The organism is Lactiplantibacillus plantarum (assembly GCF_014131735.1).
GTDB lineage: Bacteria > Bacillota > Bacilli > Lactobacillales > Lactobacillaceae > Lactiplantibacillus > Lactiplantibacillus plantarum.
Map to the genome: position 1 here is coordinate 847,039 of NZ_CP039121.1, position 13,225 is coordinate 860,263.

General features: G+C 44.2%; 16 protein-coding genes. 6 read left to right on the forward strand and 10 right to left on the reverse strand.

Annotated elements, in window-relative coordinates; translation table 11 throughout:
- The first annotated feature begins 65 nt into the window (after nucleotides 1-65).
- Nucleotides 66-539 carry a hypothetical protein gene (locus E5260_RS03770; protein ID WP_003642567.1) on the forward strand — a complete coding sequence of 158 codons (474 nt, stop codon included), beginning with the start codon at nucleotides 66-68 and terminating at the stop codon, nucleotides 537-539.
- Nucleotides 540-677: 138 nt separating this feature from the next.
- On the opposite strand, the gene E5260_RS03775 is transcribed toward E5260_RS03770, so the two are convergent.
- Complete coding sequence (locus tag E5260_RS03775; protein WP_003642569.1) at nucleotides 678-1,094, reverse strand: GtrA family protein; 417 nt, start codon at nucleotides 1,092-1,094, stop codon at nucleotides 678-680.
- Between the two features lie 77 nt (nucleotides 1,095-1,171).
- Nucleotides 1,172-1,408, reverse strand: a complete 237-nt coding sequence (locus E5260_RS03780; RefSeq protein WP_003642570.1) for a hypothetical protein — start codon at nucleotides 1,406-1,408, stop codon at nucleotides 1,172-1,174.
- 204 nt (nucleotides 1,409-1,612) lie between these two features.
- On the opposite strand from E5260_RS03780, the gene E5260_RS03785 reads away from it, so the two are divergent.
- Entirely contained in the window at nucleotides 1,613-2,083 is a 471-nt protein-coding gene (locus E5260_RS03785; protein WP_003644733.1) for a universal stress protein, read from the forward strand.
- Between the two features lie 115 nt (nucleotides 2,084-2,198).
- On the opposite strand, the gene E5260_RS03790 is transcribed toward E5260_RS03785, so the two are convergent.
- The 6 genes from E5260_RS03790 to E5260_RS03815 are packed head-to-tail and all read right to left on the reverse strand — an operon-like array spanning nucleotide 2,199 to nucleotide 7,140.
- A complete protein-coding gene (locus E5260_RS03790) occupies nucleotides 2,199-3,008 on the reverse strand; it encodes a hypothetical protein (RefSeq protein WP_003642572.1) in 810 nt (269 codons plus the stop codon).
- Complete coding sequence (locus E5260_RS03795) at nucleotides 2,998-3,876, reverse strand: ATP-binding cassette domain-containing protein (protein ID WP_003642573.1); 879 nt, start codon at nucleotides 3,874-3,876, stop codon at nucleotides 2,998-3,000. The genes E5260_RS03790 and E5260_RS03795 overlap by 11 nt, the downstream gene beginning before the upstream one ends.
- On the reverse strand, nucleotides 3,873-4,244 hold the full coding sequence (locus E5260_RS03800; RefSeq protein WP_003642574.1) for a GntR family transcriptional regulator: 372 nt from the start codon (nucleotides 4,242-4,244) through the stop codon (nucleotides 3,873-3,875). Before E5260_RS03800 ends, E5260_RS03795 begins: the two co-directional genes overlap by 4 nt.
- A gap of 27 nt (nucleotides 4,245-4,271) precedes the next feature.
- Complete coding sequence (locus E5260_RS03805; protein WP_003642575.1) at nucleotides 4,272-4,547, reverse strand: hypothetical protein; 276 nt, start codon at nucleotides 4,545-4,547, stop codon at nucleotides 4,272-4,274.
- Between the two features lie 22 nt (nucleotides 4,548-4,569).
- A complete protein-coding gene (locus E5260_RS03810; protein WP_003642576.1) occupies nucleotides 4,570-6,351 on the reverse strand; it encodes an FtsX-like permease family protein in 1,782 nt (593 codons plus the stop codon).
- A gap of 30 nt (nucleotides 6,352-6,381) precedes the next feature.
- The gene (locus E5260_RS03815) at nucleotides 6,382-7,140 is read right to left on the reverse strand and encodes an ABC transporter ATP-binding protein (RefSeq protein WP_003642577.1); all 759 of its coding nucleotides are present in this window, start codon (nucleotides 7,138-7,140) and stop codon (nucleotides 6,382-6,384) included.
- A gap of 501 nt (nucleotides 7,141-7,641) precedes the next feature.
- Between E5260_RS03815 and E5260_RS03820 the strand changes: the two genes are divergently transcribed.
- Nucleotides 7,642-8,616, forward strand: a complete 975-nt coding sequence (locus tag E5260_RS03820; RefSeq protein ID WP_003642578.1) for an asparaginase — start codon at nucleotides 7,642-7,644, stop codon at nucleotides 8,614-8,616.
- Nucleotides 8,617-8,793: 177 nt separating this feature from the next.
- Here the strand turns inward: E5260_RS03820 and E5260_RS03825 are convergent, their stop codons facing one another.
- Entirely contained in the window at nucleotides 8,794-9,603 is an 810-nt protein-coding gene (locus tag E5260_RS03825; RefSeq protein WP_003642579.1) for an alpha/beta hydrolase, read from the reverse strand.
- Nucleotides 9,604-9,625: 22 nt separating this feature from the next.
- The gene (locus E5260_RS03830; RefSeq protein ID WP_003642580.1) at nucleotides 9,626-10,261 is read right to left on the reverse strand and encodes a carbonic anhydrase family protein; all 636 of its coding nucleotides are present in this window, start codon (nucleotides 10,259-10,261) and stop codon (nucleotides 9,626-9,628) included.
- Nucleotides 10,262-10,558: 297 nt separating this feature from the next.
- Between E5260_RS03830 and E5260_RS03835 the strand changes: the two genes are divergently transcribed.
- From E5260_RS03835 to E5260_RS03845, 3 genes are all read left to right on the forward strand, one after another.
- The gene (locus E5260_RS03835; RefSeq protein WP_003642581.1) at nucleotides 10,559-11,350 is read left to right on the forward strand and encodes a tyrosine-protein phosphatase; all 792 of its coding nucleotides are present in this window, start codon (nucleotides 10,559-10,561) and stop codon (nucleotides 11,348-11,350) included.
- 11 nt (nucleotides 11,351-11,361) lie between these two features.
- Entirely contained in the window at nucleotides 11,362-12,372 is a 1,011-nt protein-coding gene (locus E5260_RS03840; RefSeq protein ID WP_024002690.1) for a lipoate--protein ligase, read from the forward strand.
- Between the two features lie 230 nt (nucleotides 12,373-12,602).
- Nucleotides 12,603-13,211 carry an NADPH-dependent FMN reductase gene (locus tag E5260_RS03845; protein WP_003642583.1) on the forward strand — a complete coding sequence of 203 codons (609 nt, stop codon included), beginning with the start codon at nucleotides 12,603-12,605 and terminating at the stop codon, nucleotides 13,209-13,211.
- Nucleotides 13,212-13,225 lie beyond the last annotated feature (14 nt).

The following is a 13,225-nucleotide window of genomic DNA, read 5'->3' on the forward strand; positions in this document are numbered from 1 at the left end:
TAAACACAACTATGCTTGTGAAGCGTGATACATTATCAATAACTAAGTGAAGGGAGTGAATCGTCATGATTGGGCATATTACGGTAATGCAACCAGATTACGACCAAGGCATCCTGACTGATTTTCATGGCCGGCATTTTAAATTTCGGCTAACCGCAGTTTGGCCGTCAAGTGCGTTGCATATTGGCGCGGAGTTTTATTTTAGACCGCAGCTAACCGCGGCCGGTTTAGTTGCGGTAGAGTTACGGTATCAGCACCATGATGGGACTTGTTTGTCAGTTCGACCGCCGACTGAGGTCAGTCAACAAGTCATGATACGAATTGGAGAGTTAGCTTTAAATACGGATGACATTCAATACTATGCATTGACGACGGATCAGGCCGAAGTTCGCAATGGTTATGCTTCATCAGCACGTCATTTGGTGATTAAGATGCGCTGTGGTCGCCAATATATTTTTTATAATTGGGATGGGGTCAATATTGATGATGTGGTCACAAAGTTAGCGACGTTACATACGGTGCAACGCCAGTTTGGGTGAAAATATGGTTGCTAAAATAGTAGCTAAGTTAAGTATCAGAAAAAAAGATGGGGCGGTAATTATTATGAATAAAATAAGCGTCGCAGGAATTTTCGGACATTCCTACGACGCTTGTTTTGATGTTTAAGTTGGTTCGCTTTAATGACCACGGTCCTTGAAAATAAATAGTTTACTGAAGAACCAATTGAGTAATACCACAATAATTTGATCAATTAATTTGACGATAAGGTCGTTTCCGTGCAGAACCGAAATACCGACAATCATAATCCCCTGGTCAATAAAGTAACTGAGTAGGCGGAATCCGAAGAATGATGTCATTTCAATTAAAACAGCACGGAAAGTAGGTGTTTGTGAGTCAAATACCCAAATTTTATTCGTGATATAGGCGAATAGCACTGAGATGAGCCAGGCAATCGTATTGGCTATCCAGTAGGGCCAGAATTGGTTGAAAATTCCAAAAACAATAATATTAATTAGGGTGGTTAAGCCCCCAAAGATTAAATAGGAAAGGACGCTTTGATAGCGTTGCCAGAGTTGTTTGATAAGTTGTCCCACAGATGAATACCCTCACTTTAGCTGATTATTACTAGGTACCATCCTATCATAATTAAATGGCTGCGTGTTGGATATTTTTAGTGCGATTCAAGTTGGTGGCGCTGATGATTAAAGGCTTGCTGGGCCGTGGCAAAGTTATGGTAATGTGCGTGGGACACGGTCAAGCGGCCCAGTGTAGTGGTTGCACGGATGTCTAGCCGATAGACATCGGGTCCGAGACGCAATTTGCTTAACCGGATTTGATATGAAAGGGCATCGTTGATTACAATTGTATGGCTGGCGATTAGGCCTGGTCGAATACCTAAAGAAAGCATACTATTCACCCCCAAGTGGATTAACTCCAATTGTAAGGGGTAACTGTAAATATCAGATGTCGTTGTTGTAAATATTATGTAAACCCGACACTGCTAGCCGGCGAGCTGCTGTGCATAACTGGTAGTTAGTTTATATAAATGATAACGCAACCAACGCTGATAAATGGTAAAATAGAATTAACAGATGGAAAGGGCGTGACGTCAATGGTACAAGAATATTCGAATATTTTAGTTCCCCTCGATGGCTCACAACAAGCTGAGATTGCGCTTGATAAAGCAGTTGCAGTCGCTAAACGTAATGAGGCACATATCGACGTGTTAGCAGTCATTGATCCCGGTCAGTTTGGGTATAATTTAGCTGGTTTGGCGGATGGTGATATTACGTATCAATTGGTTCAGGATTCTGAAGCTTATTTAAAAGAAACGGTTGATCAAGTCAAAAAGGATGGCTTTACGGACATTGCCTTCCACATTCGAATGGGAAGTCCGAAACCAATTATTTCACAGGACTTCGTCAAGGATCATCATAATGACTTGATCATGATGGGGGCAACCGGGTTAAATGCCGTTGAACGCGTGCTGGAAGGCTCGGTTACAACGTATGTGCAGCGTAATGCGTTGACTGATGTAATCGTGGTTAAGACGGATTTGCAAAATACGCAGGTTGAAAAGTAGCGTTAGTGGGAAAACCACTTCTCGAATGGTGTGACGTTTGTATTAACCATTAAAAAATGAAGCAGGTCGTGAAGTCAATAACTTCACGACCTGCTTCATTTTTTAGATTATCAGCTTAATTTCTGATTCTTAACTTACGGTTGAACAGATAAGCGAGACCACCGATGATACCGCAACCTACCAGCATTGTGATGAATGGCATGGTTGGGTTAAAGTAACCAGTTGTCGCTTCACCGTGGCTGGGATAACCAATAATAAATTTCAAGAAGTTTTCAAGTCCCGTGTAATTATAATTCGATTGATTGCGAGTCATAATGATGACCATTATCCAAATAATAAGCATGCCAATGATGGGGGTGCCAATGATTAAAATCGTTTTGGCCCATTTACCAAATAACGCGAGTAAGGTCCCACAAGCGATGCCGGTAAGGCCAACACCAATGTAGAAAATCCAGTTAAAGCATAAGCTAGCTAAAATGTTTAGCCAGACCTGACTTCCCAGCGCATGGCTATACAGCGAATAGCCCGTTCTCATCAACGCGGTGTTGGTGCTCCAGTGTAAATACGGAGCATGAATACCGTAGTAATAAATGGCATTGATGATGACAAGCAAACCACTAAGCATGAGTAATGCGAATACTCGAGCTTGAAAGTAGGTTTGTCGGGAAATCCCATTTTGGATTAAGAGCTTAAAGTTGTCGTAAGTGAGTGACCCCACAATAAAGATAAGCATGAAGAAGAGTGGCCCGAGGCTTAGGCTAGCAAAATTACCAAGTGGAGAATACTGCCGAATATTACCCGTAATAACTGCAAATAGTAGCGGTAGTATTCCGAATACGACGAATAAAGCGAGTACCGACCACCCCGTCATTTTCAATTGTTCCGTTAATAAATAACGGGTGGTGTTGCGAACCTTAATTGACATGAGCGGCGGCCTCCTCCTTGGTATTAGTCAGGTTAACAAATAGTTTTTGTAGGTCCAGATGCTCGACCGTGACCGTATCAGGAATTGGTCGGTCGTTATCTAATGGCCCGTAAACGTAGTGGGCCGTAATTCCGCCAAGATGATCCTTGCCGATAATATTTAAACCATCCGTATAAGTGCTGACATCAGTTTGTGGACCAGTTACCGCGTAAGATTGCCCTAGGATGTCGGTGACATCACCATCAACAATAATATGATGATGGTCCAGCACAAAGACATGTTCAATCAAGTTCGTAATTTCTTCAATGAGATGAGTCGAAATCACGAATGTGCGGGGATGGTCACTATAGGTTTCAATCAGTTCTTGATAGAAAATTTCGCGGTGATTAGCATCCAGACCGAGGACTGGTTCATCTAAAAAGATGTATTCAGCCGGTACACATAACGCAATAATCAGTTTAAAAATTGTTCGGTAACCCGTCGATAATTTGCCAAATCGCGCGTTTAAATCGAGGCCAAAGGTTTGTGCTAGTTTTTTAGCATAAGTGTCATTAAAATCACCATAGAGTAGTGCGGTGGTTTTAAACAGTTGTTTGACCCGGGAACGCTCAGAATAGAGGTTAACTTCACTCATCAAGTAAACCTTTCCTAACGTGCGGTCGTTATCACACATGGATTCGTTGTCCATGGTGACCGTTCCGCTGTCAGCAAAGATACGATTGCTGATAATGTTCAGCAAGGTACTTTTACCAGCACCATTGCGGCCTAGCAAACCGTAAATCGTGTTTGGTTTGATCGTTAGGTTAAGATTATCCAGGACGGTTTGACCGCGAAAGGCCTGCTGGACAGCCTGAACTTGAATACTCATGATTCGGAAAACCCCCGTTCAATTAATTTAGCTAATTCATCTTGCGTAATGTGGAGCTTTTGTGCTTCAGCGACTAGTTTTTTAACGTAGTCGGTGTAGAACTGATCCCGGCGCTTTTCAACGATTCGTTGTTGTGCACCGGCGATGACAAACATCCCGACCCCACGCCGTTTTTCAATCAATTGGGCATCAACTAGAATATTCATGCCCTTAAGCACGGTCGCAGGATTAATATGAAATTCTTTAGAAATCTCGGTTGTCGAAGGAATTTGTTCACCTTCAGCGAAGGTTTCCGTAAAGATAGCTTCTTCAATTTGGTCGGCAACCTGCAAGTAGATTGGTTCCGTGCTATTAAAGTTGAACTGCATTTTATTCACCTCATTGCAGTGATTGCCCTATTTCGTTGTGGCCTTTTGTTGCGGCTGGTGCAGTTGTCGTTCGGTACGATCGATCCGGGCAGCAATCCAACTAGAGAGTAGGAGGAGGGTGCCCAGTACGGCCAGTAGAATGTCTTGATGTTCAAAGATAATCTGGGTGGCTAAACCGAAGTTAACGCTCAGCCACAGAAGCGGCATGAGCGCCCCTAACCAGAATTGACGACGACTTGCGAGCACGTAACGGTGTAATGGTGTAATAACGATTAATAAAGCGACTAATCCAAAGTATACCATGATTTTTCCCTCCTCCGAAAGGTTATTGTAAAACGATTCGCCGATAGATGGTGATCGTAATGAGATAGTAAAGTAGGTAGAGACCGGCAAAAATCAAGAATGGTAACCAAATTCCGGTATATGGTGAGGTAACCATTATGATTTTGAACATTTGTAACCCAAACAAGACGTGTACAATACCAACGATTCCAGGAAGAATAAAGAGCACAGCAATTTCTTTGTTAATGGCACCGTTGAGCTGGCGTCTAGTGGTTCCAACTTTATCGAGCATTTTGTAACGGTGTTGATCGGCATCGGCACCAGACAGAATCTTGAACATCAGGCAACTAGCTAGCATTGCAAGAAAGGCGATACCGAGGAACATACCCATAAATTCCAGCCCGGAGTACATGCCGTTAACCATTAGATACATCGCATAGCGACCTCCAAATTGTTCAGGGCTGGTAGTGTGAAAGTGATGTTTGGCCAGTTTGTTCAATGCAACGCGATGTTCGATAACGTTGTTGGTAGTAAACACAGTTAGTCGCTGTTCAGGCTGGGCAAGTTTCGCGTACGCCGTTTTTGATAAAAATACGGGTGTTGCGGTTGCCATGACACCACTCTGAAGCTGCATCAGTTGATAATTATCTTCTGATTTTTGTAATTTAGCCGCATTATTATGAACGGTATTAAAAGTCAGTTGATTCTTATTGCGAGTATGAATAGTCGTGAATGGTTGCCGATTGAATTCAGCAGCTTGGAAATAAACGACTTTCTTGGTTGCTTTGAAATGATAGGTCGCCGTTGTCTTGGGCTTCATCGCTGCAATTTGTGCTTTTTCAGCGGTACTAGCGTTGACCAGTCCCATATCATAAGCGTTATTAATATTAGCCATTGATGGAATTTGACTGTGAAAGCCCATTCCAACTGTAATTGCGCCGAGAGCTAGTGCGAATAGCATTGCGACAATTGACAGCATCTTAGTGTAATTACGAATTCTAAAGCTTAGCTGTGATAAGGTGAAGCCATTCAAACCACGTTGGGCAAATGAGAATCGTTTGAGTGCGACCATTAACCAGACAAAAATAGCGTTAAACAGCAGATAAGTTCCAAGAACAATTGTGACGAGCGCAATTCCAATTCCCATCAGTTGCAAAATTTTCAGGTTAGCCATTGACCAGTAACCAATTGCAATTGAAATGACACCGACGACAATTTCGATGAGTTGACGGGCTGGTTTTAGTTGTGGCCGGTTAGGTTGATCATTACTGTGTAGTAATTTCAAGGCTGGTGTCTTGGTCAGGGATAGCAGGTTGAATAAACCGGCAATTAAGAACAATCCAACGTAGAGTAACAGTGTCGCAATGGCAGCTGGCGTGTACCAGGCTGCAAAATGGTGAAGCGTCAGGCCTAGACTGTTAATCAGAATCTGGCTTACACCGACAGTTAAGGCTGTTCCCACAAGAATGCCGACAATGGTTGCAGTGATACCGACAAGTAGTGTTTCCAGCCAAATTAATTGACCAATCTTACTTTTGCGTGCACCAACGAGCATGAAGAGCCCGTAGTCTCGCTTACGCATACTTAATAAGAATGAGTTAGCATAGCCAATGTAGACTAATGTGATGATTGTGAGTAGTACGGAACCAAATTGGAAGATGAGGCCGACCATACTAATACTCGTATTTTGTTTTAAGAAATCTTGGTTAGTGGCCAGTGCTTCAAACATATAGAAGATTGCGCTAGACATGATCAGTCCTGAAAAGAGAACGAGGTAGTCGCGCCAACGGTGTTTGAAGCCGGTCATGGCAAGTTTAGTTAACATAGTTTAAAGGACTCCTTTTACTGTTTCGGCTTACTGTTCAAACGTCCCTAGGTTGTCGAGGACTTGTTGATAAAAATCACTGCGGCTTAAATCCCCACGTTTAAGTTCTTGCCCAATCCGGCCATCTTTGATGAATAAGATTCGTTGACAGAAGCTAGCTGAAAATGGGTCATGGGTCACCAGCAAGATAGAGACAGCCCGTTCTTGGTTGATTTTGGTGAACAGGTCGAGTAATTCACGCGCTGACTTAGAATCAAGGGCACCAGTTGGTTCATCACCAAATAGAATAGCGGGGTCATTGATTAAGGCTCGTGCGGCTGCCACACGTTGCTTTTGACCACCAGATAATTCATTAGGATAGTTTGATAGGAATTCTTCAATTCCCAATTGGTGTGCGACTTTTTCGACAGCTGGCTTGATCTTTTTGACTGGCGTATTTTGCAGCGACAATGGTAGGGCGATATTCTCGTAAGCAGTCATAGTTTCTAATAAGTTGAAATCTTGGAAGATAAACCCAATCTCTTTGGCCCGGAAATCAGCAAGTTGATTGCCTTTCAGATGTGTAATCGGTTGTTGATGAATCGTTACTTCACCGCTAGTTGGTTGGTCCAGTGTGGCCAGCATATTGAGCAAGGTGGTTTTCCCTGAACCAGATGCGCCCATGATTCCGACAAATTCCCCTGGTTGCACATTGAAATTAATGCCTTTTAACGCTTCGTATTGTTTGCTGCCCGCCTTACCATACGTTTTGTGCAGGTCGCTGACGGTCATGATTGGTGTGGTTGTCATTTTAAATACCTCTCTTAAGTTAGTTGGTTTGTTATTTGGTTAATTACTTATGTAACTAACTATAAAGGCAACTAACGCGAGTGTCAATCATTATTTTCTCGCTTGATAGTCATTGGGACGTCAAACGCTGACTTATCAACGTCTAGCGAGTGGCCAATCGGTTAGCCCCGAGACTGAAATTGAGTAATAAGGTGCACTGAGGTTAGTGACTTCGTCCTGAAGGGGTAACTAACCGACGAACCGATTAACGAACTAGTTGATAAGTGAACTAACCGAGTGACTAGCACTATGTAGGCTAATAAAACGTACTGATCTGGTTGCTAGGTTTTGTAAATTGTTTGAATGGTTGCTAGTTTTTTTAGTTGATATCACTTGTATGAGAATCTAAGGAAGTTGTCATGAAGAACCAGTGAGGGTGGATTGCAATTAGGCGATGGCAAGCCTAAAATAATTTTACTGTTAGATGTGCGTAGGCACGTGAAAAGATGAGGAGGAGTATTCTTGAAGAAGATTTTGGTATTACACACTGGTGGCACCATTGCGATGTCGGCCGATGAATCCGGCAATGTGACCCCCGGAGATGAAAATCCTTTAGACAATTATCAGAGTTCATTTGGCACGGATATTGAGTTAGAGACTGAGGACGTCTTTAACGTGCCGTCGCCGCACATCACCCCGGCACGGATGTTGCAGTTAAAGCAACGGATCGATAAGGCCGCACACGAAGGGGTCGATGGGGTGGTTGTGACTCACGGTACGGATACGCTAGAAGAAACGGCGTATTTTCTAGATCTTACTTTACCGAATGAGCTCCCCGTTGTGATTACCGGCGCAATGCGGTCCGCCAATGAGATTGGGTCGGATGGTCTGCATAATCTCGAAACGGCGATTCAAACGGCTAGTACACCGGATGCGGCCGAAAAAGGTGTTTTAGTGGTTATGAATGATGAAATCCACTCGGCCCGCTACGTCACTAAGACGCATACGACCAACGTGGCCACTTTTAGAACACCGACTTTTGGCCCGATTGGGTTAGTCGCTAATAAAGGCATTGTCTTTTTTGAATCATTACTACGGTCAACGGTTTGCCCGATTCAAACGGTCACGGATAATGTTTTTCTGATCAAAGCATATGCCGGGATGGGACCAGAACTATTTGACGCCATTGCACAACCCACGACTCATGGCGTAGTCATTGAAGCATTGGGAGCGGGGAATTTGCCACCGGCGACGTTACCAGCTGTGCAAAAATTATTAGACATGCAGATTCCGGTTGTACTGGTTTCCCGGTGCTTCAACGGTATCGCTCAGGATGTCTATGCTTATGAAGGTGGCGGTGTTCAATTGAAACAAATGGGTGTGATTTTTTGTCAGGGATTGAATGGACAAAAAGCCCGGATTAAGTTACTGGTGGGTGTCAGTGCCGGTATGTCGACCGATGAGCTAGCTCGATTTGTAGCGACTGCCAATTCATAATCGACGTGGCGCCCCTTTGAGCCCTATGCAACCCGTGTGTGGGCTACTCGTGACACTAAATTGTTGGATAGTTTGATCGCCAGTAGTCATAGCGGACAATCAATCATAAAAAAACTGAGCCATCCCTTCATCATCATGAAGGGTGGCTCAGTTTTTTATCAGCTAAAGCTAAAAATATTATTGATTGATCAGATTTTGACGAATGAGCCGGGCAACATATGCTTCGTGAAGCAGGTCACCGTGACTAATTGATTTTTGGTTAACAGTCATGGCGGTGTAGCGGGTAACATTGTTCATAAATAAGTTGCCACCAGCGTTCACACTGCTGAGCGGTACGATATCGTCGTTACCCTCGCCAGTGTCACCGGCAATGTTGATGACCGCATGCAATTTCTTGAATTGGTTCTTGTGATCAAGAAGTGATGTATAGAGCGTCTTATCAGGATGTGCAGCATCAGTACCCAAGAATGGGGTGCCAATCAACATCAAATCGTGGACTGCTAATGGTTTGGACGAGCTCAAACCTGCTAGATAGCGACTCCAGATCAGGCCACCATTTGAATAACCGAGTGCGTTGGCCGTGGTGAGATGTTGGTGACGTTGCAAATAACGAATAGCTTTGGCTAAGCCGTTCGTTTGGGTCATAATGTTCTCTGTTGAGTCCGTGCTATCTTCGAAAAAGATCACGATGAGGGCATCGTTAAGGTTGGTGTTCTCGACGCGTTTTTCTTTAAACGCCAATTTTTGGTTCGCCTTAACAGTCAGGGTGATGAGCGGATGGTGCTGTTGCTCATTAAGTGAACGGATGATGTCATCAAAGTCAGTCCGCGTGCTGCTACTACCTCCAATCATGATCAATGGCCGTTTTTGCGCAGTAATCACGTGACTGACTTTATCTTGATGGATTTGTGTTGTCAGTCCGAGACCGACGATCAATAAAAGAAATAGGCCACTTGCAATCAAGCCCCAGATTACTTTCTTAGGCATCAGCTCACCCCATTAAAATTATTTAGAAACGTTCGGCAATGATTGGCCGATCGTTTAACGGTTGAATCTTGCGGTTATTAGCGGCAAATAATTGCTGATAAGCAGCTAATTGTTGTTCACCAATCATGACAGTATCGGCACAGACATACCATTCAACGGTTTCACTTAGTGGCGGCGTCGTCAATGAGCCCAAGTAGTGATAGACCGTCCCGGTATCTGGGAGGAGCTCAGTTAAGTTGACCGGTGTTGTCAGTTCATGGCTCGTTTGGGCTGTGAACTGGTCAAGTAAGCCTTGTAAACTAGAATTAGGCTTGCCAATCCGTCCAAAAACGGCGACGACGGCGAGCTGGCCGGTAGCACTTTGATGAACGAGATGCCATTCGATTGGTGCGGCTTGCCCATCGATTAAGTGTTCTGCCGGCGTATGAAAGTGAATCTGTTGAAAGGCAAAGTCGCGGTCGTTCAAATAAGCGGCACCAATTCCACTAGCCTTCAAAGTCGTCGCTTCGCCCGTAATCGTTTTGGCTTGGTACAAGCCTCGCCAGTTGATGGCGGATAGCTGTGAAGACTGAACGTGTTGTGTTTGAATATCGATTGGTGACTGATGTTGACCACTAGTCATGGGCCAATCAGTTTGGTGTGCATAATCAAATGTCATCGAAAGATCCTCCGTTATATTATTCAGTGAATATTTTTTATTTAGTGCCAGTATGGAAATTTATGGCTAATCGGTCCAAGGTTGTGATGCTGTTTGTCAGCAAACGTGTTCTGGATTTGACGGGCCGTCGCTGGCTATGTAACTTACATTATAGCACGCGTTGATGTCGGTTGGTGTCGATGGTGCTAACGAATTATCTTGGAAATAAAGCGACTGATTCGGTGATTGGGGCACCGTTAAACTGACCGATAATGTTAGAATAGAAAATGAAAAGTTAACAGATAGGTGGTTTCAAAAATGACAAATCAACGTGTATTAACTGTACCAGGTGGCATTAATTTCCGTGAACTCGGTGGTTACTCGACTAAAGACGGTCGAAAAATCAAGTGGCATAAGGTCATTCGGACTGGTGGGCTTGATCAATTAACGTCAGCCGGCCAAGCTTTGCTGGATGATTATGGCGTCCGCTACGATATTGACTTTCGTTCACCACAAGAAGTCTTAGATGCGCCAGATCGAATTCCTGCCAATGCTAAGTACGTGTACGCACCAGTGTTCAATGTGGACGAAACGCGGAATTCTGACGGTACTGACAAGATGACGGCTAACTTGGAGAAGCATCCAGATAGTGGATTCAAGCACATGCTAAAGGTCTATCAGATGGTGGCCGACGAGCAACATGCCAAGGACGAGTATCGCCGGTTCTTTGATAATCTACTTGCAAATGATCAACCCGATTCGACGTTACTATTTCACTGCACTGCGGGAAAAGATCGGACCGGAATGGGGGCGGTATACCTGTTAACCGCACTCGGAGTCGATTTTGAAACGATCAAGCAGGATTATCTCTTAACTAATCAGGCTTCGATTGGCCGGATCAATGGTGCGATGGCCGAAGCACGTGCTCAGGGCGCATCAGATGCAACGGTCGAAAGTATTCGGGCCCTCTGGTCAGTTGATGCGGCTTATTTGGACGCCGCTATGACCGAAATTAAACGACAATCGGGTAATTTAAACCACTATTTACACACTGAGCTTAAATTAACTAACAATGAAATCAATGATTTGCAACGGATTTATTTAGAATAGGAAGTGTGACGATGCGCTATCTTGCAAGCTCCAGCCATGATATTCGCACGAATCTTGCCATTGAGACTTACTTGATGGAACATGCCGATTTGACGGAACCGATTCTATACTTTTACATTAACGCCCCCTGCATCATTGTTGGCCGTTACCAAAATGTCAAGGCAGAGATTAACCAGGACTATGTTGACGCACACCACATTACATTGACGCGGCGAACTTCTGGTGGTGGAGCGGTTTATGATGACCTTGGAAATGTCAGTTTTAGTTTTATTACTAAGGACGACGGGGACGGTTTTGGTAACTTTAAGCGGTTCACAGCACCAGTTCTAAAGGCTTTACACGCGATGGGGGCCACTGGTGCGACGATGAGTGGCCGCAATGATTTATTGATTGATGGCAAGAAGTTCTCAGGAAATGCCATGCACGTTGAGAATGGCCGGATGTTCTCCCATGGAACGCTGATGTATGATGTCGACCAGACGCAAATTGCGAAAGCTCTTACGGTGCCGACCGATAAGTTGGTCTCTAAGGGTATCAAGTCGGTCCGAAGTCGAGTCACGAACTTGAAACCGTACATGGCGCCGGCTTATCAGCACTTGACGATTGAGGAATTTCGCGATACGTTGGCCCGTGAAATCCTGGGCGTGGCTGATTTGAGTCAAGCTAAGACGTATCAGTTAGATGAAACGGCACTGGCAGGGGTAGCAGCACTGAACCAACAATATTTTACCAACTGGGATTGGATTTACGGTCAGTCACCAGCGTTTACAGTTAAGCAGCGCCGGCATTTTGATGCTGGGACCGTCGAGTTTCAGTTAAACGTGGTGGCAGGGCGCATCGAAGCAGTTACGATTTATGGCGATTTCTTCGGTGCAGAACCGATTGCTCCCGTCGTTGCACGGTTGACTGGTGTGAAATATGAACGGCAGGCGATTATGACGGCGCTAGCACCGTTGGACTTAACCCATTACTTTGGTCGAATTGCCCCGGCGGATTTGATTGATTTGATCGTAGCGTCGTAGCTTTGTGAAAAAATTTGTTAAGCAGATATAATTACGGTAACGTTGCGCGGATACTGAATTTACTTGATTGCACGGATAAGCCTAATATCAGTGAGTTCAGTTGTTTGCATAACAAAACTGAAAGCGCTTAAAATTGTTTTGCTTTCTTTAGTGAAATCCACTACAATATAGTTATTGACTAAGAAATTATATAATATTTGACTATTTGATCATAGAAGGAGTTGTTCTCAATGCACAAATTTATCGCGATGGTTGGAACCAATTCAGATGAGTCGACCAACCGTAAGTTGTTGCAATATATGCAGTCCCACTATGCGGATCAAGCAGAGATTGAATTAATGGAAATCAAGGGTCTACCAATCTTCAATAAGCCCGAAAATCATGAAATTCCGGCACAGGCGCAAGCAATGGCGGATAAGATCGAACAAGCTGATGGTGTGATTATTAGTACACCAGAGTATGATCATTCGGCTCCCGCGGCATTACTGAATGCTCTCGAATGGTTATCATTCCATATCCAGCCCTTCGTGGACAAACCCGTCATGATTATTGGGGCCTCATACGGGGCACTCGGCACATCACGGGCTCAAGCACATCTGCGGCAAGTTTTGGATTCACCAGAATTACGGGCGCGGATCATGCCAAGTTCAGAATTTATGCTTGGTCATTCATTGCAAGCCTTTGATGACCAGGGGAATTTAACGGACCAACAGAAAGCGACGAAGCTCGATGGGTTGTTCAAGGATTTCCAAGTCTTTGTCGAAATCACGAAAAAATTAAAGAATGCCAACGCGACGACGTATGAAGAAGTTCGTGAAATGGATTGGGAAAAATTATAGAGAGGGCGACGACG